The organism is Nocardia wallacei (genome assembly GCF_014466955.1).
Lineage (GTDB): Bacteria > Actinomycetota > Actinomycetes > Mycobacteriales > Mycobacteriaceae > Nocardia > Nocardia wallacei.
Genome location: NZ_AP023396.1, coordinates 3,922,435 through 3,943,902 on the forward strand (window position 1 = coordinate 3,922,435; position 21,468 = coordinate 3,943,902).

The window sequence follows — 21,468 nt, forward strand, 5'->3', positions numbered from 1 at the left end:
CGGTTCATCCCACGGCGGCGGAGGTGTCGGGGACACTCCAGCCGACACTGGTCACCGACGGTTCCAGGCTCAGGCGGCTGACCGCCGACTCCATCTGGCGGTCGTCGCGCTGATCGCCGGACAGTGCGGCGCACACCTGCACCCGCCCGCGCGGCGCGGCGGCCCCCGGCTCGGGCTCGGGCAGGTTGCGGCTCGACACCGACACCAGCCGGAAATCGGTGCGCGCCAGCGCCTGTACCAGCAGAGCCCGCACGTGCGCCTCCCCGGCGTCGTCGGTGACCGCGGTGAACAGGTAATCCGCGCGCTGCTCACGGCCGGAGTCGGGGTGGCGATCCACCGCGCGCCCGGCCCAGCGCAGCGCGGTGTTGACCGCCACCACCGCGACCGTGCCCGCCGCGGCGGTGCCGTACATGCCCGCCCCGGCGAGCGCGCCGATCGCCGCCGAACACCACAGCGTGGCAGCGGTATTGAGCCCGCGCACGCTCGCGCCCTCGCGCATGATCACCCCCGCGCCGAGGAAGCCGATGCCCGAAACGATCTGCGCGGCAACCCGGGTCGGATCGGCCGTGCCGCCGTGAAAACCGTGCGCGGACAGCAGCACGAACAGCGTCGCGCCCGCGCAGACCAGCGCGTTGGTGCGCAGCCCGGCCATCCGCGCCCGGTACTGGCGCTCGAGCCCGATGGCCACGCCCAGGCCCACGCCGGTGGCCAGCCGCGCCAGCATCTCGAAAGTCGTCATGAGTCGGCCCTCCGCAGGCTCGTGGCGACCGGGCGCGGCGGGCTACCCGCGCGAGAGCGGGCGGCGGCGCGAAGCGGGGTGGTCGCCGAATGTCGTGTCGGCACAAGCGAATTGCGTACTGTCGCTGTCGGGCACGTCGACCACCTCCTCCGGATCAAGTGTGCGCACCATGCGCCGGACAGTACACACCCGCCACCGAACTCCCGGCAACCCTCCTGTGAGCGAACTCGCACCACCCGGCGGCGTGGGTGATGCCCGGCCCCGTATCGGACCCCATGTGCCGCGGCCGGTCCCGGACCAGCCATTGCGGGGTTCCTCGGTAACCACGACCCGGTGCGTGCCGCTGCCGCAAGGCCGTGGCGAGGCACAGAATGTGTTGTGGCGCAGCCGAATTCAAGCGCGATAGAGGGCGCGGTACACGGTGATGACCTCGACCAGGTGGTCGACCACCTGCTCGCGGGTCACCTTGAGCGAGCCGTTCAGCCACGCCGAGAACATGCCCGCGTTACCCGAGGCCATGGTGACCGCGGCCATGCGGCGGCGCACCGGATCGGCGATGTGGCCGAACAGATGGTCCTGGATGAGCCGGGTGAACGTCGGCATCACCGCGATCGTGGTCTGCCCCAGCCCCGTACTCGAATACGGCTCCACCAGAAACAGCCGCGACTTGCGCGGATCCTCGAGCACCTTGTCCACGAGCACACTCGCCAGCTCGCGGTCGCGCGCGGGACTGTCGGCGGCGGCGAAGGCGGTCATCGGTTCCAGGAACTCCTCGGCGACCTGCCGGTAGAGCGTGTCCAGCAGATCGTCACGGCTGGTGAAGCTTTCGTAGAAGTAGCGGTCGGTCAGATTGGCCGTCCGGCACACCGCGCGCATCGTCACCGCGCCCGCGCCCGCCTCGCCGATCAGGTCGAGGGCGGCCTCCAGCAGCGCGGTGCGGCGCGCCTCGCGGCGTTCGGTGAGCGTCGTCCCGCCCCAGATGCGGGGTTCGGCGCCGGCGGAGTCCTGACCAGTCTGCACGCGCCCACCCTAACGGCCCTCAGCCCAGCAGCTCATCGACATAGCACCAGCGCCACTTCTCCCCCGGTTCGACGCTGCGCATCACCGGATGCCCACTCGCGCGGAAGTGGCCACTCGCGTGGTTGCCCGGCGAGGAATCACAGCAGGCGACATGCCCGCACGACAGGCACATGCGCAGATGCACCCAGGTCAGGCCCTCGGCCACGCATTCGGCGCACTGATCGGGATGGTCGGGCCGCGCGGTGTGCGGGGCCGCGCGCAGGTGCTCGCAGTCCCCGCCGCCCGCGGCGCGCAGCGGCCCGCTCGGCTCGTCGTCGACCTCGGCGACCCGGTCGATCGTCGACTCCTCCATGTCGAGCGCGGCCAGCACGTGCGCGAGCACCTCGTGGTCGACGGTGCCCGCGTCGCGCACCTCCAGCACGGTGGCGCGCTCGGCGGCCAGCATCGCCAGCCGCAGCCTGCGGTACTCCCCGCTCGGAGTGACCCGCACCGATTCCGCGCGCCCGAGCTGCTCCCAGGCGGCGAACGCGCGGCGCGACACCCGATCCCGCAGTGCCGCCACCACCTCCGGCGGCGTCTCCGGCGCGACCTCCGACTCCAACGCGGCCAGCCCGGCGGTGGTCGCCTGCTGCAGCAGATTCGCCTCCTGCAGCGCGTCCTCGGCGCGGCTGGGCCCGCGCAGCCGCAGCAGCCGCACCAGCAGCGGCAGCGAAACCCCTTGCAGCAGCAGCGTTCCGCCGACCACCACCAGCGCCAGCAGTTTCAGCGTGGCCAGCTCGGGGGTGTCGTCGGGCAGCAGCAGCGCCGCCGCCAGGGTCACCACGCCGCGCATGCCCGACCACGACACCACCGCCGGGCCGGTCCAGGCCGGGCGCGGCTTGCCCCGCGGCCGCGACTCGACGAACCAGGCGAAATAGGTGGCCGGGAACACCCACAGCGGACGCACCACCACCACCGTCAGCAGCACCGCGGCACAGGCGACCACGATCGTGCCGCGATCCAGGCCGCTGTTCCACGCGTCCTCCACGATGTGGCGCACCTGCAGCCCGATCAGCAGGAATACCGCGCTCTCCAGCACGAACTGGATGGTGCGCCAGTTGGTGCGCTCGGCGATGCGCGAGGCCGCGGTCTGCCACACCGGCGCGCCCTGCCCCAGGATCAGCCCGCACACCACCACCGACATCACCCCCGAGGCGTGCGCGGCCTCGGCGGGCAGATACGCCGCGAACGGCGCCAGCAGCGACAGGCTGGTGTCGAGCACCGGATCGGTGATGCGCCGGCGCAGCACCGCCAGCACCGCCGCGGCGACCACCCCGATCAGCGCGCCGCCCCCCGCGGCGTAGAGGAAGTCACCGCCGGCCTGCCACACGCTGAAACTGCCCGCCATCGCGGCGATCGCGGTACGCAGCGACACCAGCGCGGTCGCGTCGTTGAACAGCGACTCACCCTCGAGCAGTGTCACGATGCGCCGCGGCATGCCCACCCGGCGGGCCACCGCGATCGCGGCCACCGCGTCCGGCGGCGCGACCACCGCGCCGATCGCCACCGCCGCCGCGAACGGCACCCCCAGCAGCCACCACACCACCGCCGCCACCGCGAACGCCGTCGCCAGCACCAGGCCCACCGACAACAGCGCGATGGACAACTTCTTGGGCCGGAACTCGATCAGCGACGTATTGATCGCCGCGGTGTACAGCAGCGGCGGCAGCAACCCCAGCAGCACCAGCTCCGGATTGATGTCGACCTGCGGAACGAACGGCAGATACGAGGCGACCACACCCGCGACAGTGAGCAACAACGGCTCGGCCATCCCCAGCCGCCGCGCCAGCGCCGCCAGCGCGACCGCCACGGCGACGAGGATCACCAGCCCGACAGCGATATGCACTCCGCCCATCCTGCCAGCACCTACTGCGACCAGCGCGATCGGTTCGGCGCGCCACGGATACCGGGTGCCTCCCGGCACGGGAGGCACCGCTGCCGAATGACTCAGTGCCCCATCATGACCGGGGCGTCGGCGACCGCGTCGGGGTTGGCCGGTTTCCTGCGGGACAGGAACGCCGCGGGGATCAAGGTGGCGGCCACCAGGACGACCGCCACGATGAAGGTGTGCGCGAAGGAGTTCGCGGCCTGGGACAAGCCCTCCTCCAACGCCCCCGGGGGCAGCTTCGCCGCGAGGGACGGGTCGAAGTTCGAGCCGATGGCGGCCTGGGCGAACTGCTTGTCGTTGAGCAGGTTGGTCAGCACCACCGACATGGTGGCGGTGCCGATCGAGGCCGAGGTCTGGTTGACGATGTTCATCAGCGTCGACCCGCGCGCCACCTGCTGATGGGTGAGGGTCTGGATCGCGGCGGTCATCGTCGGCATCATCGTGCAGCCCATGCCCAGACCGGTCACGAACAGCGCCGCGCCCATCATCCAGTACGAGGTGTCGGCCGCGAGCCGGGTGAAGAACGTCATGCCGACCGCGATCACCGCGATACCGGTCATCACGATCTTGCCGGGACCTATCTTGTCCACCAGCCGCCCCGCGATCGGCATCGTCAGCATCGCGCCCAGGCCCTGCGGCGCGAGCAGCAACCCGGCGTGCAACGCCGACTCACCACGCACCTGCTGCAGATAACTCGGCAGCAGCAGCCCGGAGCCGAAGAACGCCACCGCGAACAGCAGCATCGTCAGCACCGCGAAGGTCAGGTCGCGGTTGCGGAACAGCTGCAGATCGATCAGCGGATGCTCGGTGCGCAGCGCGTGCAGCACGAACAACACCAGCAGCACCAGCCCGAGCACGGCCGGGACCAGGACCTTCGCCGCGGCCACGGTGTGCTCCTCGGGAATGGAGGACACACCGTAGAGAAACAGCGCCAGGCCCGGCGAGGCCAGCAGCATCCCGAGGAAGTCGAACGACTGCGACGGCTCCGGTCGGTCGGACTGCAGCACCACATACGCCAGCACCAGCGCGACCGCGCCGATCGGGACGTTGATCAGGAAGATCCACTGCCAGTGGAACCCGATCAGCCAGCCGCCCAGGATCGGGCCGAGGATGGGGCCCAGCAGCATCGGCACGCCCATCACCGCCATCACCCGCCCCACCCGCTGCGGCCCGGCCGCGTGGGTCATGATCGTGATGCCCAGCGGCATCAGCATGCCGCCGCCGAGGCCCTGGATGACGCGGAAAGCGATGAGCGAGGGCATGTTCCACGCCGTCGCACACAGCGCCGAACCGAGCACGAAGAACACCAGCGCCAGCATGTACAGCCGTTTGGTGCCGAAACGGTCGGCCGCCCAGCCCGTCACCGGGATGACGCTGGCCAGCGCCAGCGTGTAACCGGTCATCGCCCACGCGGCGATGGCGTAACTGGCGCCGAATTCGGTCTGGAACTTGGGAATGGCGACGGTGACGACGGTGATGTCGAGAATCGACATGATCGCGCCGATCACCACCACACCGGCCACCTTGAACACGGCGGCATCGAGCTTGTCGGAAACCGGTCCCGACTGCGGCCCGGGAGTATCCGGAGGTTGGGTCACCGCTTCAGCCTGCCAGGTGCCGCCCCGAATCACCAGAGGCCGCGCCGAAACCGGACATCCGACCCGCCGCGCCGCCGGTAGGCTGGGCGGCCACCGTCCTACACCGTTGCCCGGCAAGGAGTTCCCACCGATGACCGACCCGGTGCAGGGTTTGACCGGTACGCTCACAACGCCGATCCGGGGTGCACACATGCTCGGGGAGGTCCTGGTCGCGATCCGAGGGGGAACCGAAATCTACATCGCGCGAGCCGCCGAGGCGCTCGACGCGGGCACCACCGTGCTCGTCGTCGCCGTCCACCCCGGCCGCATCGTCGATGTCGTTCCCTGGGTGCCGCTCGACTTCGGACCGGGTGGGGAGACAACGAAATAGCAAGGGAGACAACAGTGCTGGGGTACCACGTGCCCGATCCCGACGAGGCCATGCTCGTCAGCGGCGGGCGCGCCGCCGACAACGCGCCGTTCCGGGTCGTCATCGGTCGCGGCAATTGGGTCATGCCGTTCTTTCGCAAGGTCAGCTATTTGTCGCTGGCCATGTTCGAGGCCGAGATCTCCGAACGCTGCGTCACCAAACAGGCGATCCAGCTCGACGTGCGCGCCGTGATCGCCTTCAAGGTGGCCAACGACACCGTCTCGATCGTCAATGCGGCACAACGATTCCTGTCCGAACAGGAACGGGAGATGTCCGTCCTGACCGGACGCATCTTCTCCGGCCATCTGCGCTCGATCGTCGGCTCGATGACCGTCGAGGAGATCATCCGCGAACGCCAGAAACTCGCCGACGAGGTGCTGGTGGCGTCCAAGGTCGAAATGAGCAACATCGGGCTGTGGGTCGACTCGTTCCAGATCCAGTCCATCGACGACGGCAACCTCGGCTACATCACCGCCCTGTCCGCACCGCACAACGCCGCCGTGCAGCGCGACGCCAACATCGCCCAGGCCCAGGCCGCCCAGCTCGCCGCCCAGGCCCAGCAGGAATCCGAGCGCCGCCAGGCCGAATACGCCCGCGAGACCGCCCTGCTGCGGGCGCAATACCAGCGCGACATCGACAAGGCCAACGCCGAAGCCGCCCAGGCCGGCCCGCTCGCCCAGGCCGTCGCCCTGCAGGAAGTGCTCACCGCCCAGGCCGAGCAGGCCCGCAAACAAGCGCAGCTGCGCGAGGAACAACTCCAGGCCGAAGTGGTCAAACCCGCCCGCGCCGAAGCCGAACGCGTCCGCATCCTCGCCGAGGCCGAAGCCGACCGCACCCGCATCCAGGCCGAGGCCGCCGCCTCCAACAACCGCATCGCCCTCGACCAGCTGCTCATCGAGCAACTCCCCGAGATCGTCAAACAAGCAGCTCAGGGCCTGTCCCAAGCCAACCTGACCGTCCTCAACGGCCCCGACGGCGTCAGCGAACTGGTCAACGGAATGGTCGGCCAGGGACTCACCGTGTACAACTCCCTGCAAAAAGCTCTTTCCTCCGACAACGATCAGCAAGACGGTTAGAGTGACGGCACCAGGGACTGCGACGAGGAGCGGGTGTAGGTGTCCATCGGGAAATTGGTGTCCTTCGATAGTTCTCGGGGATTCGGCTTCATCCGCCCGGAAGACGGGGGCCCCGATGTGTTCGTGCACGTCAACGACATAGGACTGGACGAGGACGAGTTGCGGCAGGGGCGGGTGTTCGAATTCGAGGTGACCGAGGGCGACCGCGGACCCAAAGCGGTCAACCTCACCGCGGTCGGCGGCCCGCCCCCCGCGGCCACCGCCGCCCCGCGCCACCGCAACCGGGAGCGCAACTCCGGCCAGCTCACCCCCGCCGAACACCGGCGGCTGATCACCGAGCTCCTGCTCGATGCCAGCCCCGCCCTCACCGCCGGGGAGATACTGACCATCCGCGACCGGCTGACCGCCTTCGCCGATCAGCACGGCTGGCTGGAGAACTGACCTGCCGGGCATACGATCTTGCTGAGCGGTTGCGGGCGATGAATCCACCTCGCCCGCACCGTCGGTATCGGTGAGACCGACCCGAGGAGGATCGTGTGGACCTGCCCGTCATGCCACCCGTCAAGCCGATGCTGGCCAAATCGGCCTCCGACCTGCCGCGCGACCCCGGCCTCTGCTACGAACCCAAATGGGACGGCTTCCGCTGCATCGTGTTCCGCGACGGCGACGAGATCGAACTCGGCTCCCGCAACGACCGGCCGCTGACCCGGTACTTCCCCGAACTCGTCGAGTTGCTGGGCAAGGCGCTGCCCGACCGCTGCGTCATCGACGGCGAAGTCGTCGTCGTCACCGCACAGGGCCTCGACTTCGACACCCTTCAGCAACGCCTGCACCCGGCCGCCTCCCGGGTCAACAAACTCGCCGTGGAGACCCCCGCCAGCTTCGTCGCCTTCGACCTGCTCGCCCTCGGCGACGACGACCTCACCGGCAAAGCGTTCGCCGAACGCCGCCGCACCCTCGAAACCCTCCTCACCGGCAGCTACGAACGCCTGCACCTCACCCCCCTGACCTCCGACCCGCAGACCGCCCAGGACTGGTTCACCCGCTTCGAAGGCGCCGGTTTCGACGGCGTCATGGTCAAAGCCACCGACCTGCCCTACCTGCAGGACAAACGCGTCATGGTCAAGGTCAAACACGAACGCACCGCCGACTGCGTCGTCGCCGGATTCCGCTGGCACAAGGACGGCCAGGGCGTCGGATCACTGCTGCTCGGCCTCTACGACGACGAAGGCAGCCTGCACCACGTCGGCGTCGCCAGCAGCTTCACCGCCAAACGCCGCAGCGAACTCGTCGACGAACTCGCCCCCCTGCGCGAGAACGCCCTCGAACACCACCCCTGGCGCAGCTGGGCCGACGCCGCCGCCCAAGCCAAGGCCGACGGCAAGATGCCCGGCGGCATCAGCCGCTGGACCGGCGGCAAAGACCTGTCCTGGGAGGCACTGCGCCCCGAACTGGTCGCCGAGGTCCGCTACGAGCACGTCATGGCCGGTCGATTACGCCACGGCGGCCGCCTGGTCCGCTTCCGCGACGACCGCACCCCCGAATCCTGCACCTACGCCCAGCTCGACGAGGTCGCCCCCGCAGAACTCGCCGACATCTTCGCCGAGGCCAAGCGATGAGCACCGCCATCGACCTCGAAGTCGACGGCAGAACCGTCACCATCACCAACCCCGACAAGATCTACTTCACCAAGCGCGGCGAAACCAAACTCGACCTCGTCCGCTACTACCAGGCCGTCGCCGAACCGTTCCTGCGCACCGTCCGCGACCGGCCCGTCCTGCTCGAACGCTACCCCGACGGCGCGAGCGGCAAATCCTGGTTCCAGAAACGCGTCCCCAAATCGGTACCCGACTGGCTGCAGACCACCGTCGTCTCCACCCCCAACGGCACCACCAGCGACGCCCTCGTCGCCGCCGACCTCGCCCACATCCTGTGGGCAGTCAACCTGGGCTGCTTGGGATTTCACGTCTGGCCCACCCACGCCGGCGCCGCCGAACACAGCACCGCACCCGAGGTGCACGACGCCGCCGGGACACTCCTGCCACCCACCGGCGTCACCGACGAACTCCGCATCGACCTCGACCCCTCCCCCGGCACCGCCTTCGACGACCTGCGCGAAACCGCCGCGCTGACCCGCGATCTGTGCGCCGAACTCGGCATCGACGCCCGCCTCAAGACCTCCGGCTCCCGCGGCCTGCACATCTACATCCTGCTCGAACCCCGCTGGGACGGCTACCAGGTCCGCGCGGCCGCCGTCGCCCTCGCCCGCGAACTCGAACGCCGCCACGGCGACCTCATCACCGCCCAATGGTGGAAGGAGAACCGCGGCAGCCGAATCTTCGTCGACTACAACCAGAACGCCCCGCACCGCACCGTATTCGGCGCCTGGTGCGTGCGCCCCAAGGTCGGCGGCCAGGTCTCCACCCCGCTCGCCTGGGACGAACTCGACACCGTCGTCCCCGACGAACTCACCCTCGCCACCGTCCCCGCCCGCGTCACCGAACTCGGCGACCCGTGGGCCGACCGCACCCCGCAATCCATCGAGCCACTGCTCGACATGTCCACGCGCGACCTGGAATCCGGCCTCATGGACGCCCCCTGGCCGCCCGTCTACCCGAAAATGCCCAACGAACCCCCACGCGTCCAGCCCAGCCGAGCCCGCAAGGAGTAGCCGGAACCGACCGCGTCAGCCCTGATCCTCGATCTTCGGGAAGGACCGGGTGACCAGGGTCAGCAGCATGTCCGCCAGCAGATGGTGCACCTGCTCACGCGACAGCGAACCGCGCGTGATCCATTCGCGCCCAGCCGCTTTCACCAGCCCGCCGTAGGCGCGCACCAGCGCGCGCAACTCAGCGCTGCGCTTGGAGCCCGCCAGGCCGACCATATGCAGCAACCGGTCGGCGGCCGCGTCGTCGGCCGCGTCGAGGATGCGCTCCACCTCCGGATCGTCACCGATGCCCTCGTGCCCGGTCACCTTCACCCACGTGCTGCCGTGCTCGCCGATGGTGTCCAGCAACCACGCCACACTCGCCTCCACCCGCTCGCGGGTGTCGCCCGTGGGCACCACCATGTGATCGGGCCGCGGCAGCGTCACCATCCGCCGCACCACCGCCAGATACAGGTCACGCTTGTTGCCGAAATAGTGATTGATCAGCCCGCGCGCGACACCCGCACGCTGCGCCAGCTCCGCGGTCGACACGGCCGCGTACGGGCGCTCACCGAACATCTCGATCGCGCATTCCAGAATCTGCGCGCGCCGTTCGTCGGGCTCGAGCCGACGCCGCCGCGCCGACGGATCGGCGACGGTATCCACCGGCAGCGTGGTCTCGGAGCGACTGGTTTCAGAGTGAGCGGGCAATGAGATCCTTCATCACCTCGTTGGAACCGGCCAGGATGCGCAGCACCCGGGCACCCGTGTACAGCTGAGAGATCGGGTATTCCGTCATGTATCCATAGCCACCGAACAGTTGCAGACAGCGATCCACCACAATACCCAACTGGTCGGTGAGCCAGTATTTCGCCATGGCCGCGGTCGGGATGTCCAGCTCACCACGCAGATGCTTGACAATGGCATCGTCGAGGAACGTCCGGCCCACCGTTGCCAGCGTTTTGCACTCGGCCAGCTCGAATTTCGTGTTCTGCATCGCGAACAGCGGCTTGCCGAACGCCTCGCGCCCCTTGGTGTACTCGACCGTCAGATCGACGGCCTTCTCCATCATCGCCACCGCCATGATCGCGGTCACCAGCCGCTCCTGCGCCAGCAGCTGCATCATCTGATAGAAGCCCTGCCCCTCGGCCTCACCGAGCAGATTCGCCGCCGGAACCCGCAGCCCGTCGAAGAACAACTCCGCGGTGTCCTGCCCCTTGCCACCGATCTTCGACAGGATCCGGCCGCGCTCGAACCCCGGCGTGTCGTCCCCGACCTCCGCGAAGATCAGCGACACCCCCGCGGCGCCCTTCGTCGGATCGGTCTTGGCGGCGATGACGATGCCGTCGCACAGCCAGCCGTTGGAGATGAATATCTTCGACCCGGTGATGACGTACTCGTCGCCCTCGCGCACCGCCCGGGTCTTGATGTTCTGCAGATCCGAACCCGTGCCCGGCTCGGTCATCCCGATCGAGAGCACCATCTCCCCGCTGGCCGCCTTCGGCAGCACCCGCGCCTTGAGCTCCTCGGAACCGAACTGATGCAGATACGGCGCGATGATCGACGAATGCACCGGCATGCCCAGCGCGCCGTCACCCTGGAAGGTCTGCTCCTCGATGATGGCCGCCTCGTGCGCGAAAGTGCCTCCGCCGCCGCCGTATTCGGCCGGAATCGAGGCGCACAGCAGGCCCAGCTCACCGGCCCGGTGGTACAGCTCCCGATCGGGATGGCCCTGCGCGACGAACTTCTCCTCGTGCGGAACGACCTCCTTGGCGAAGAAGTCCTTCGCCAACTCGCGTACGGCCTCGACCTCGTCGTCGCTCCATGGGGCGCGCACCATCGTTGTTGCCCTTCGTCTCATGCCCGGCCGGCACCCACCGGCCCTCCGAGCACCAGCGTGGACGACTATTGGCGGAATGTCAACAACGCTCCCGGCGGGCCGTCACCCCGCCTCGTGCGCCTGATTGACCTCGGCCAGCGTCGTGAAGATCGGCGTCTCCGGATCCGCGGCGATCCCCTGCCGCCGCAGGAACCCATCGATCAACCCCCACACCAGCTCACTGGCCTCCACCACGAACTCCTCCGCCCCCTCCGCCGGCGGACCCTCCAGCCACAGATCCGTCGTCGCCACCACCACACCGATCACCGCGCGCGACAGATAATCGATCCCGCCCACCTCCACCGGCACCGCGTCGGCGATCGCCCGCGCCAGCTTGGTGAACCGGCGCGCGGCATCGCGGCCCAGATCGAACTGCAACACCGAACCGTCCCGCTCACCACCCGACCCCGGCGACACCGGCGCCTGCGCCAGGAACCGGAACACGTTGGGATGCTCCAGAATCCCCCGCGCGTAATCACCGAAAACCCGCCGCAACGCCGGCCGCGGCGGCTGCAACAGCAGCGTCATATCCTCCCCCGTCGCCGCGAACGCCGTCCGCGACATGCGCTCCGCCACGGCCGTGTACAGATCCGCCTTGTCCGCGAACTGCCGATACAACCGCGGCTTGGTGATCCCCGCCTCGCGCGCGATGCCGTCCATACTCGGCCGCGGACCCGTCCGATCGATCACCCGAATCGCCGCGTCGACGATCTCGTCGCGAGTCACGCGCGGCGAATGGGTATTACGGCTGGGACGGGGCACGACCGACTCGACTCCCTGGGGCAGTGGGCTCACAGCGAGACTACACGTACCGGCAGTACGAAAGCAGCCCACACCGACTGTGAACGTATACAGGGAAAACCAGGTACGCACCGTCCGCCAACCCAATATCCCCGTACCCTCGGTATCGTCGATCGTACCGGCGGTACGATCCAGCGGGACAGCCCGGCACTGCGAGGTAGACACGATGACCCACCTGCCCGACCCCGACCTGCTCCGGCCACGCCGGCGCACCGTGCGCAACGGCGACCTCGAACTCGCCGTCCACGAACGCGGCAACCCCAAGGCCGACACCCTCGTCCTCGTCCACGGCATCACCGACACCCACCGAATCTGGGACGACGTCGCCCGGATGCTCGCCGACAGCTTCCACGTCGTCACCTATGACGTCCGCGGCCACGGCCGCTCCGCCAAACCCCCTCGCGCCCAGGACTATCGGCTCACCGACCTGACCGACGACCTCTACGCCGTACTCGACGCCGTCAGCCCCGGCCGCCCCGCACACGCCGCCGGCCACGGCTGGGGCGCCTTCCAACTGTGGGCCGCGCTCGGCGACCCCCGCGCCAACACCCGCATCGCCTCCGGCACCGCCCTGTGCGCCCCCGACCTCGGCCGCCTCGCACTGGCCCTACGCCACCCCCGCCTGCCCGACGCACCCTGGTGGAAGCTTCCCGGACTCGGCTGGCTCGTCCTCGGCCGCCGCCTACTGGGCCGCCCGCGCGTGCGCGCCCGGCTCGTCCACGGCACACCCCCGCTCGCACGCACGTGGGCCACCGACCTGCTCGCCGGGGCCCGCATCGTGCACGCCAACCTCCTCCACCACCTACGCCACCCTGCCGAAACCCACACCGCCGTACCGGTCCAGTTGATCGTCGACCGCGCCGACGCCCTCGCCCTGCCCGCCGCCGCCGACCACGTCCGCCGCGGCGCCGACCGGCTGTGGTGCTACCGGCTGCCCGCCGACCACTGGCTGCCCATCACCGAACCACTGCTGGTCGGCGAGGCGATCGCCAACTTCATCGACGACCTCCGCGCCGACAACGCCCCCATCGAATACTCGCCGCGATAGCCGAACCTCGGCCACCGAGATCGGCCGCGGGCCCACGATGCGACAATGAGACGCCACCTCACCAGCGCACGAAGGACAGACCCGCACCACGATGGCCCACAACGACCCGACGACCCGCACGGCATCGCCGGAGCCCGCCATCGACCCGGCGGACCTCGCCGCCTGCCTCCGCGTACTCGACCAGGCCGCGCAACTCGACAAAGAGCACCCCGACTCGGTAGCCGTGCAGCACGCCGTCGGGCACATGTTCAAAAAGCTCAAGCAGCGCCGCCGCGTCGCCGCCCGCGACGCCAAGTCCGCCGCCGACCGTGCCGTGGTGGCCGCCACCGCCACCGGCTCACCCCACCGCATCGACGACGAGACCGCCGGAATCCCGTTGTCCCCCAACAGCACCGGGACCACTGCGGGCACCCTCGTCCGCCCCCGGCCGTGCTACATCTGCAAACAGCGATACACCCGCGTCGACACCTTCTACCACCAGCTGTGCCCCGACTGCGCCGCCCGCAGCCACGCCAAGCGCGACGCCCGCACGGACCTGCGCGGCCGCCGCGCGCTGCTCACCGGCGGCCGCGCCAAGATAGGCATGTACATCGCGCTGCGGCTGCTGCGCGACGGCGCCCACACCACCATCACCACCCGTTTCCCCAACGACGCCGTCCGCCGCTTCAAAGCCCAGCCCGACAGCGCCGACTGGATCCACCGCCTCCGCGTCGTCGGCATCGATCTCCGCGACCCCGCTCAGGTGGTGGCGCTGGCCGACGACGTCGCGGCACAAGGGCCCCTCGATATCCTGATCAACAACGCCGCGCAGACCGTCCGCCGCTCACCCGGCGCCTACAGCGCGCTCGCCGAGGCCGAGAACGGCCCGCTGCCCGCCGGCGAACTGCCCGACACGGTCAGCTTCGGCAAGACCATGCAGGCCCACCCCACGGCGCTCACCGCATCGCTGGCCCCCGCGCTCTCGGCCGCCGACGTCACCGACCTCGCCCTCGTCGCGGGTTCGGCCACACCCGAACGCATTTCGCGCGGCGTCGCCATCGACGCCGGCGGCCTGGTACCCGACCTCGCGCACACCAACAGCTGGGTGCAGACCGTCGCCGAAGTCGACGCCACCGAACTGCTCGAGGTGCAGCTGTGCAACTCGGTCGCACCGTTCGTGCTCGTTTCGCGCCTGCGCCCCGCGATGGCCGCCGCGTCCGCCCGCCGCAAGTACGTCGTCAACGTCTCCGCCATGGAAGGCGTGTTCAGCCGCGCCTACAAGGGACCCGGCCACCCGCACACCAATATGGCCAAGGCCGCGCTCAACATGCTCACCCGCACCAGCGCCCGCGAAATGTTCGAAGCCGACCGCATTCTCATGACCGCCGTCGACACGGGCTGGATCACCGACGAACGCCCGCACTACACCAAGCTCCGCCTGGCCGAGGAAGGATTCCACGCGCCCCTCGACCTGGTCGACGGCGCCGCGCGCGTCTACGACCCCATCGTCCGAGGCGAGCAGGGCGTCGACCTGTACGGCTGCTTCCTCAAGGACTACGAGCCGTCCAACTGGTGAGGCCCGGCGAATCCGCCGTTCCACCTGAGGTTCTCGTCCTCGTTGCTGCTTTGGAGTGAGGTTGTGTGTTCTGCGGTTGATGTTTGGGTTGAATTTACATGCTTAAATTCGCATAGGTCGATAGCGGTATCTTTATACCGGCTTGCTCACTGCGATCCGCCTGCCAAGCCTTCGCCCGCCCGAACGCCTTGTTACACAGTCATATTGGTTGACCGCGCCGGACCTTAGGGCTGGGCGACGCCCCCCGAGGAGCATCTCGGATGCCGTCACTGCTGCCGCTCCCCCATCGAAGTTCGAGCATCTCGCATCCACTCGACAAACCTTTTACATGCCAGAATTCGCATATCGGTATATAGGTATCGGCAATGCATCCTCGTTCTTCGCCGTTAGGCTGCCCCGGTGATCGAGGCTGTCGTTTTTCGATGTCGGAGAGACCCTGGTCGATGAGACTCGACGGTATGAGCAATGGGCGGATTGGATCGGAGTCCCCCGGCTGACGTTCATGGGCGTGCTCGGTGGAGTGATCGCTGCCGGACGGGATTACTCCGAGGTTTTCGAGGTGTTCCGGCCCGGGTTCGATCTGGATCGCGAGCGTGAGTCGCTCACTGCCGCGCACGGGCCGGGGATCACCGAGGGTGATCTCTATTCCGAAGTGCGGCAAGCGCTTTCGGACCTGCGCCGCCTCGCGGTCTGGGTAGGGATCGTCGGGAACCGCGACTCCCCCGAAGTCGCGCTCGCCGACTCCCGAATTCGGTCGCTGGACGAGTTGCCGGGGTTGGTGGCCGCGGAGAATCGCTGAGCCGGAAGGTGGGTGGGCGCGAACTCGGTGGGCATCCGGGTCACGTCCTTCTAAGCTGAATGTGTGATGTACCGGCTGCTGGCAGACGTCACCGCGGGCGTGCACTACTTGTTCGTCGTCTACCTGGTGACGGGCGGGTTCCTCACGTGGCGGTGGCGCTGGACCATCTGGACGCATCTGGCGGCCGTCGGCTGGGGGTTCAGCACGGTGCTCTTCGGGGTCGACTGCCCGCTCACCCATCTGGAGAACTGGGCTCGGCACCGGGGCGGTGCCGCCGGACTGCCGCCGGGCGGGTTCATCGACCACTACATCACCGGAGTCCTGTATCCGCGAGACGCGCTGGATCTGGTGCGGGTGCTGGTGGTGATCGTGGTGGCGATGTCGTGGGCCGGGCTGTGGTGGTTGTCGCGGCGACGGGACTATCTCACGCCGATTCCGCCCTCGCCGCAGTAGCCGGCCGCGCCGTCAGGGCAGGCGCGCGGCGATGTAGTCGGCCACCTCGGCAACCTTTTCGTCCAGGTAGAAGTGCCGGCCGGGGAAGGTCGCCAGCTCGAACTCGCCGGTGGTGTGGTCGCGCCACTGCCCGGCCTGCTCGGGGGTGACGGTGGGGTCGGCGTCGCCGAGCAGCGCGGAGATGGTGCAGCGCAACGGTTCTCCGGGTGCGAGCGCGTAGGTCTCGACCGCCCGGTAATCGTTGCGGACGGCGGGCAGTACGAGGTCGGCCAGTCCGGGCTCGGTGCGTAGCACGGCCACCGAGGCGGGGTCGTTGGCGAGCCGCTCCAGTTCCGCGATCAGGTCCGCGTCGGGCGCATCGTGCAGGCGGCCGGGGTACGGCGCCGACGGGGCGATGCGGCCCGAGACGAACAGGCGGGTCAGGTCGCGGCCCGCGGCCTCCAGGCGGCGGGCGGTCTCGAACGCGACGGTGGCGCCCATGCTGTGCCCGAACAGCGCGAGCCCGGCGGGCTGCGCGAGGGTCGTCAACTCGCGGGCCACCTCGGCGGCCATCGCGCCGATATCGTCGACCATCGGCTCACCGAGGCGGTCCTGTCGCCCCGGGTACTGCACGGCGACGACGGTGATGCCGTCCATTCGTTGCGCGAGCGGACGGAACGCACTCGCCGAACCGCCGCCCGGCGGGAAGCACACCAGCACCGCGCGCGGCCGCGCCTCCGTCCGGAACTCCCGCAACCAGGTGCCGCTGCCGTCTACCGCCACGTCGCCTCCTTCGAACGCCTACCGTGGATTCGGCACGAGCATCCAGTTCGAGCATCGCACAGCGCCGACGCCCGGCTGCCATCCCCCGATGCGCACCTTGCACAGCGTGCATTCACGCACACGTCGCAGCGGCAGCCGATGTCATTTTCCGCGCAACGCCCGCACCGCGAGTTCCACGTCCTCGCCGTGCAGCAGGTCACCGGCGGGAGCGAGCAGCGCCAGCATGGCGTAGCCCTGGAACAGCACGAAATAGAGCTTGGCGACCGCGCGCGCCTCCTTCGCCGACAACTCCGGGTGCAGCTCGCGCAATACCGCACCCAGGTCGGCATACGCGCCCTCGGTGGCGTCGGACAGGTACGCCTGCAGCTCCTCCGAGCGCGCGATGCGGAGCCCGTTCTCCAGGCTCAGCAGCAGCTGCTCGTGGTTGTTCTGGACGACGTCGAGCATGCCGTTCCACGTCGGCTCGATCGCCTCCCACAGCGACCGCCCCTCCCCCGCGTCGCGGATCGCGGCCTCCATGCCGTCACCGATATCGGTGCCGATCGACTCGGTGATCGCCTCGGACACCAGCCTGTCCTTCGAGCCGAAGTGGTAACCGATGGCCGCCAGGCTGACACCGGCGGCCGCCGCGATATCGCGCGCCGTCACCTTGGCGAGTCCCCGCTCGAGGATCGCCTTGCGAGCACCTGCCAGCAGATCTTCCCGGTTTCCCATGCAGCCCACCCTACCAGCGTCTTAGACGTTTGTTCTAGACATCCGTGCCAACCTGTGTTAGACATTTGTCTAAGACATTCGAACCAAAGAACAGGAAACATCGTGACTGCCTCCGCACCCCTCCCCCACGTCCTCGTCTCCGGCGGCGGCATCGCCGGCAATGCCGTTGCGCTGCAACTGCTCCGGGCCGGCGCCCGGGTCACCGTCCTCGAGCGCGCCGACGCTCCCCGGCCCGGCGGGCAGGCCGTGGATCTGCGCGGGCCCAGCCGGGAGGTCGCCGAGCGGATGGGGCTGATGCCGGGCATTCGCAAGTACCAGCTGCAGGAGTTGGGCATGGCCTACGTCGACGCCCGGGGCCGCGAGTTCGCGACCATGCCGATGGAGATGTTCGACGGCAAGGGACCGGTCGCCGAAATCGAGATCACCCGCGGGGACCTCAATCAGGTGCTGCTGGACGAGGTCACGGGCGCGGGCGGCGAACTGGACTATCGCTACGGCGACTGGATCGAGGCCCTGCGCCAGGACGACACCGGTGTGGAGGTCACCTGCGCGTCCGGCCGCACCGGACGATTCGATCTCGTCGTCGGCGCGGACGGCGTGCATTCGGCCACCCGGCGGCTGGCGTTCGGACCGGAGGAGCGGTTCGCGACGTTCCTCGGCGGGTACGGGGCGTTCTTCACCATCCCGACCCCGCCGGACGTGCGGCCGGGCTGGTTCGCGATGTATCGGATGCGCAGCGTGGCCCTCGGCATCCGGCCCGATGGTGATCCGAGCACGGCCAAGGCCATGATCACGGTGCGTATGGACGCGAATCCGGCACTGCGCCGGGATGTTTCCGCGCAGCACCGGTTGATCCGCGACATGCTGGCGGGGGGTGGGTGGCACGCGCCGCTCGTGCTGGAGGCGATGCGAACGACCCCGGACTTCTACTTCGACGAACTCGCGCGCATCGATATGCCGACACTGTCGGCCGGTCGGGTGACCTTGGCCGGAGACGCGGGCTACTGCGGCTCCCCCATGACGGGCATGGGCACCGCGATGGCGCTGGTCGGCGCCTACATCCTGGCCGGGGAAATCGCCTCGACCCCCGATGATCTCCCCGCCGCGCTGGCCCGGTACGAGGAGAAGGTGACGCCGTTCCTGGCCGAGGCCAAACAGATGCCCGGTGGCGGGATCAAGATGATGTTGCCGCATACGCGGATCGGCGCGGCGCTCTCGCGCACCTCCGCGCGGGTCATGATGTCGCGGCCGCTGCGGCCGGTGATGATGAAGGCGTTCTTCTCCGACACCGACAGCTACGAACTGCCCACGTACTGACGGCCCACACCGCTCGCTAGGCTCGACTCGTGCGGCAGAAGATCATGATGGATGTCGATACCGGCATCGACGACGCGCTGGCCCTGCTGTACCTGCTCGCCAGCCCGGAGGCCGAGATCACCGGTATCGCCGCCACCGCGGGGAACGTGGCCACCGCTCAGGTGGCCGCGAACAACCTGGCGTTGCTGGAGCTGTGCCGCGCCCCCGACATCGAAGTCGCGGCGGGCGCGGCCGGGCCGCTCGCGATCGCGCTGCGCACCACCGAGGACACCCACGGCCCGCAAGGCGTCGGATACGCGCGGTTCCCACCGCCCACCCGGCAGCTGTCATCGCGGTCGGCGGCCGAACTGTGGGTCGACACCGCCCGTGCGCATCCCGGCGAGGTCGTCGGGCTGTGCACGGGACCGCTCACCAATCTGGCGCTGGCCCTGCGGCTCGAGCCCGAACTTCCCCGGCTGCTGCGGCGCCTGGTCGTGATGGGTGGCGCGTTCGGGCATCCCGGCAACACCACGCCCACGAACGAGTGGAACGTGCACGTCGATCCCGAGGCCTGGCAGGAGGTGTTCGCCGCCTTCGCGGCGGCGCCGGCCGATCGGCGGCCCCTGGTCTGCGGGCTCGACGTCACCGAGACCATCGAGATGCACCCGGACCATCTGGCGCGGCTGGCCGAACGGGCGCACAGCCTGCCGGTGGAACTCCTCAGCGAGAACGACCCGCCCGGTGCGGTGTCCAAGGCGGGTAACGCGATCGTCCGGTTCGTCACCGACGCCGTGCGGTTCTATTTCGAGTTCCACCACGCCTACGGCCAGGGATATATCGCGCACATGCACGATCCGTTCGCCGCCGCGGTCGCGCTCGACCCGGCGCTCGCCCGCACCCGGCCCGCCACCGTCGACGTCGAGCTGACCGGGACCCTCACCCGCGGGGCCACCATCGCGGACTGGACGGGGATGTGGGGCCGAGAACCCAACGCCGACATCGTGATCGGGACCGACCCGGAGGCGTTCTTCGACCGGTTGATCGCCCGCGTCGGTGACTTCGCCCGCGCGTCCGGCACGCGGGCGTAAGTGGACAGATGAGCACCGAGGGCAACGCCTGGGCCCGGATGCCAACGCCGTTCGGATGTTCGGGCTCGGCTAGGCTTGCGGCCGCGCCAGCCGGGTGGGCTGTACCCGGCCGCGCAGTACCACCGATTCGCCGGTGTGCCACCGGTCCTGCTCGGCCGCGGCGGCGGCCTCGACGGTGACCGCGGCGGCGAGTACCCGGCCCGGCTCCTGCTTGGCCAGCTCGCACAGCCGCGCCGCCTCGTTGACGGCGTCGCCGATCACGGTGAACTCGTACCGGCGCCGCGCGCCCACGTTGCCCGCCACCACGCGGCCCGACGACACTCCGATCGCGGCGTCGAATTCTCGCGCGCTCTCGGACAATCGGCGGCGGATGGCGCGGGCCGCGGCGAGCGCTGCGCCCGCGTGGTCGGTCAGCGGGGCGGGGGCGCCGAAGACCGCGAGCGCGGCGTCGCCCTCGAACTTGTTGATCAGGCCGCCGCAGCGCTCCACCTCGTCCACCACGACGCCGAAGAAGTCGTTGAGCATCGCGACGATCTCGTCGGCGGGCCGGGTCGCGGCCATCGTGGTGGATCCCACGATGTCGATGAACAGCGCGGCGGCCTCCACCTCCTCACCACCGAGTTCGGGGTTGCGGGCCAGCGCCGCGTCGGCCACCTCGTCGCCGACGTGGCGGCCGAACAGATCCCGGATCCGCTCGCGCTCGCGCAGCCCGTCCACCATGCGGTTGAAACCGCTCTGCAGCTCGCCCAGTTCGGTGCCGTCGAAGACCGTGACGCGCACGTCGAGTTCGCCGTTCTCGACGCGGCGCAGCGCGCGCCGCACGGTGCGCACCGGCGCGACCGTGGCCGCGAAGGTCTGGGTCATCAGCAACAGGCCGAAGACCAGCGTCGCGCCGCCCAGCGACAGCACGCAGATCGCCAGCCGGGCCTCACTGAAATCCATGCCGCACAGCGACAGCACCGCGAGCACCATCGCCAGCGTCACCGGCACTCCGGTCGCGAGCGTCCACACCAGGACCGAACGGCCGAATACACCGAAGCCGCGCAACCGGCGGGCCGGGGCGGCCTCCAGCACCCGCGCGGTGACCGGGCGCAGCGCGAACTCGGCGATCAGGTAGCTGTTGGCGCACACCACGACGACCGTGAAACCCATGCCCAGCAACAGTTTCGGCACGAAGGCGAGGTCCACGAGGCCATAGAGCGGAGTCAGCACGATCGCGCCACCGAGCCACAGCACCGCCTGCTGCATCACCAGCCGCCGCGGCACCCGGACCGCGGCCGCCTGCTCGGCCGGGTTGGGGACGCGGTCGGGATCGATCGCCCAGCGCAAGGTCCGCACTCCCCACACGGTCCCCCACACCGTGCCGACCACCACCGCCAGCGCCGCGTACAGCGGCGTCGCGACGACGTTCTGCAGGATCAGCCGGCGGCTGAACACCGACGGGCCCGGCAGCACGAAACCCACCAGCGCGACCACCACGGCGATTCCGGTCAGATTGGCGACCAGCAGCGGAATCGTCAGCAGCGCTTGTACCCGCAGGCGCCGCACCCCGGACGTCTCGTCCGCCGACCCCAGCAACCGCGACCCCCAGGGCGCGGGCCCGAGGGCCTCCGACGTCAGCTCACTGTCGACCATGGAAGCAGCGTATTCGGCGATG

22 protein-coding genes are annotated in these 21,468 nt (G+C 69.5%); 11 read left to right on the forward strand and 11 right to left on the reverse strand.

Going from position 1 to position 21,468, the window contains the following annotated elements; genetic code table 11:
- Positions 1–4: 4 nt before the first annotated feature.
- The 5 genes from NWFMUON74_RS17450 to NWFMUON74_RS17465 all read right to left on the reverse strand — a co-directional run bounded on the left by NWFMUON74_RS17450 (position 5) and on the right by NWFMUON74_RS17465 (position 5,284).
- On the reverse strand, positions 5–739 hold the full coding sequence (locus NWFMUON74_RS17450; RefSeq protein WP_187682951.1) for an MgtC/SapB family protein: 735 nt from the start codon (positions 737–739) through the stop codon (positions 5–7).
- Positions 740–781: 42 nt separating this feature from the next.
- On the reverse strand, positions 782–910 hold the full coding sequence (locus NWFMUON74_RS36575) for a hypothetical protein (protein ID WP_269475280.1): 129 nt from the start codon (positions 908–910) through the stop codon (positions 782–784).
- A 222-nt stretch (positions 911–1,132) separates the two neighbouring features.
- A complete protein-coding gene (locus NWFMUON74_RS17455; RefSeq protein ID WP_187682952.1) occupies positions 1,133–1,759 on the reverse strand; it encodes a TetR/AcrR family transcriptional regulator in 627 nt (208 codons plus the stop codon).
- A 19-nt stretch (positions 1,760–1,778) separates the two neighbouring features.
- The gene (locus NWFMUON74_RS17460) at positions 1,779–3,653 is read right to left on the reverse strand and encodes a Na+/H+ antiporter (RefSeq protein WP_187682953.1); all 1,875 of its coding nucleotides are present in this window, start codon (positions 3,651–3,653) and stop codon (positions 1,779–1,781) included.
- 92 nt (positions 3,654–3,745) lie between these two features.
- Positions 3,746–5,284, reverse strand: coding sequence for a DHA2 family efflux MFS transporter permease subunit (locus NWFMUON74_RS17465; RefSeq protein WP_232110409.1), 1,539 nt, complete (start codon positions 5,282–5,284; stop codon positions 3,746–3,748).
- 130 nt (positions 5,285–5,414) lie between these two features.
- Here NWFMUON74_RS17465 and NWFMUON74_RS17470 point away from each other — a divergent pair, with 130 nt between their 5' ends.
- From NWFMUON74_RS17470 to NWFMUON74_RS17490, 5 genes are all read left to right on the forward strand, one after another.
- Positions 5,415–5,654: a hypothetical protein gene (locus NWFMUON74_RS17470; RefSeq protein ID WP_187682955.1), complete on the forward strand. Its 240-nt coding sequence runs from the start codon at positions 5,415–5,417 to the stop codon at positions 5,652–5,654.
- Positions 5,655–5,668: 14 nt separating this feature from the next.
- Positions 5,669–6,769, forward strand: a complete 1,101-nt coding sequence (locus NWFMUON74_RS17475) for an SPFH domain-containing protein (protein WP_187682956.1) — start codon at positions 5,669–5,671, stop codon at positions 6,767–6,769.
- Positions 6,770–6,808: 39 nt separating this feature from the next.
- Complete coding sequence (locus NWFMUON74_RS17480; RefSeq protein ID WP_232110410.1) at positions 6,809–7,210, forward strand: cold-shock protein; 402 nt, start codon at positions 6,809–6,811, stop codon at positions 7,208–7,210.
- Between the two features lie 95 nt (positions 7,211–7,305).
- Positions 7,306–8,388, forward strand: a complete 1,083-nt coding sequence (locus tag NWFMUON74_RS17485; protein WP_187682957.1) for an ATP-dependent DNA ligase — start codon at positions 7,306–7,308, stop codon at positions 8,386–8,388.
- Positions 8,385–9,440 carry a DNA polymerase domain-containing protein gene (locus NWFMUON74_RS17490; RefSeq protein ID WP_187682958.1) on the forward strand — a complete coding sequence of 352 codons (1,056 nt, stop codon included), beginning with the start codon at positions 8,385–8,387 and terminating at the stop codon, positions 9,438–9,440. Before NWFMUON74_RS17485 ends, NWFMUON74_RS17490 begins: the two co-directional genes overlap by 4 nt.
- A 15-nt stretch (positions 9,441–9,455) precedes the next feature.
- On the opposite strand, the gene NWFMUON74_RS17495 is transcribed toward NWFMUON74_RS17490, so the two are convergent.
- The 3 genes from NWFMUON74_RS17495 to NWFMUON74_RS17505 all read right to left on the reverse strand — a co-directional run bounded on the left by NWFMUON74_RS17495 (position 9,456) and on the right by NWFMUON74_RS17505 (position 12,021).
- Complete coding sequence (locus NWFMUON74_RS17495) at positions 9,456–10,127, reverse strand: TetR/AcrR family transcriptional regulator (RefSeq protein ID WP_187682959.1); 672 nt, start codon at positions 10,125–10,127, stop codon at positions 9,456–9,458.
- Complete coding sequence (locus NWFMUON74_RS17500) at positions 10,111–11,256, reverse strand: acyl-CoA dehydrogenase family protein (RefSeq protein ID WP_187682960.1); 1,146 nt, start codon at positions 11,254–11,256, stop codon at positions 10,111–10,113. The genes NWFMUON74_RS17495 and NWFMUON74_RS17500 overlap by 17 nt, the downstream gene beginning before the upstream one ends.
- 102 nt (positions 11,257–11,358) lie before the next feature.
- Entirely contained in the window at positions 11,359–12,021 is a 663-nt protein-coding gene (locus NWFMUON74_RS17505) for a TetR/AcrR family transcriptional regulator (RefSeq protein WP_232110411.1), read from the reverse strand.
- A 241-nt stretch (positions 12,022–12,262) separates the two neighbouring features.
- Here NWFMUON74_RS17505 and NWFMUON74_RS17510 point away from each other — a divergent pair, with 241 nt between their 5' ends.
- From NWFMUON74_RS17510 to NWFMUON74_RS17525, 4 genes are all read left to right on the forward strand, one after another.
- Complete coding sequence (locus NWFMUON74_RS17510) at positions 12,263–13,144, forward strand: alpha/beta fold hydrolase (protein ID WP_187682962.1); 882 nt, start codon at positions 12,263–12,265, stop codon at positions 13,142–13,144.
- Positions 13,145–13,235: 91 nt separating this feature from the next.
- Positions 13,236–14,699, forward strand: a complete 1,464-nt coding sequence (locus NWFMUON74_RS17515; RefSeq protein ID WP_187682963.1) for an SDR family NAD(P)-dependent oxidoreductase — start codon at positions 13,236–13,238, stop codon at positions 14,697–14,699.
- Positions 14,700–15,201: 502 nt separating this feature from the next.
- Positions 15,202–15,498 (forward strand): hypothetical protein, encoded by a 297-nt coding sequence (locus tag NWFMUON74_RS17520; protein WP_232110412.1) that lies wholly within the window; start codon positions 15,202–15,204, stop codon positions 15,496–15,498.
- A gap of 63 nt (positions 15,499–15,561) precedes the next feature.
- Positions 15,562–15,951 (forward strand): DUF2784 domain-containing protein, encoded by a 390-nt coding sequence (locus tag NWFMUON74_RS17525; RefSeq protein ID WP_187682964.1) that lies wholly within the window; start codon positions 15,562–15,564, stop codon positions 15,949–15,951.
- A gap of 12 nt (positions 15,952–15,963) precedes the next feature.
- Here NWFMUON74_RS17525 and NWFMUON74_RS17530 read toward each other — a convergent pair whose 3' ends face one another.
- Complete coding sequence (locus NWFMUON74_RS17530; RefSeq protein WP_187682965.1) at positions 15,964–16,713, reverse strand: thioesterase II family protein; 750 nt, start codon at positions 16,711–16,713, stop codon at positions 15,964–15,966.
- 141 nt (positions 16,714–16,854) lie between these two features.
- Positions 16,855–17,427, reverse strand: a complete 573-nt coding sequence (locus NWFMUON74_RS17535; RefSeq protein ID WP_187682966.1) for a TetR family transcriptional regulator — start codon at positions 17,425–17,427, stop codon at positions 16,855–16,857.
- A gap of 102 nt (positions 17,428–17,529) precedes the next feature.
- On the opposite strand from NWFMUON74_RS17535, the gene NWFMUON74_RS17540 reads away from it, so the two are divergent.
- Together NWFMUON74_RS17540 and NWFMUON74_RS17545 are read left to right on the forward strand one after the other, a co-directional pair.
- Positions 17,530–18,744, forward strand: coding sequence for an FAD-dependent monooxygenase (locus NWFMUON74_RS17540; protein WP_187682967.1), 1,215 nt, complete (start codon positions 17,530–17,532; stop codon positions 18,742–18,744).
- A gap of 44 nt (positions 18,745–18,788) precedes the next feature.
- Positions 18,789–19,811, forward strand: a complete 1,023-nt coding sequence (locus NWFMUON74_RS17545; RefSeq protein WP_187689237.1) for a nucleoside hydrolase — start codon at positions 18,789–18,791, stop codon at positions 19,809–19,811.
- A gap of 69 nt (positions 19,812–19,880) precedes the next feature.
- Here NWFMUON74_RS17545 and NWFMUON74_RS17550 read toward each other — a convergent pair whose 3' ends face one another.
- On the reverse strand, positions 19,881–21,446 hold the full coding sequence (locus NWFMUON74_RS17550) for an adenylate/guanylate cyclase domain-containing protein (protein WP_187682968.1): 1,566 nt from the start codon (positions 21,444–21,446) through the stop codon (positions 19,881–19,883).
- Positions 21,447–21,468 lie beyond the last annotated feature (22 nt).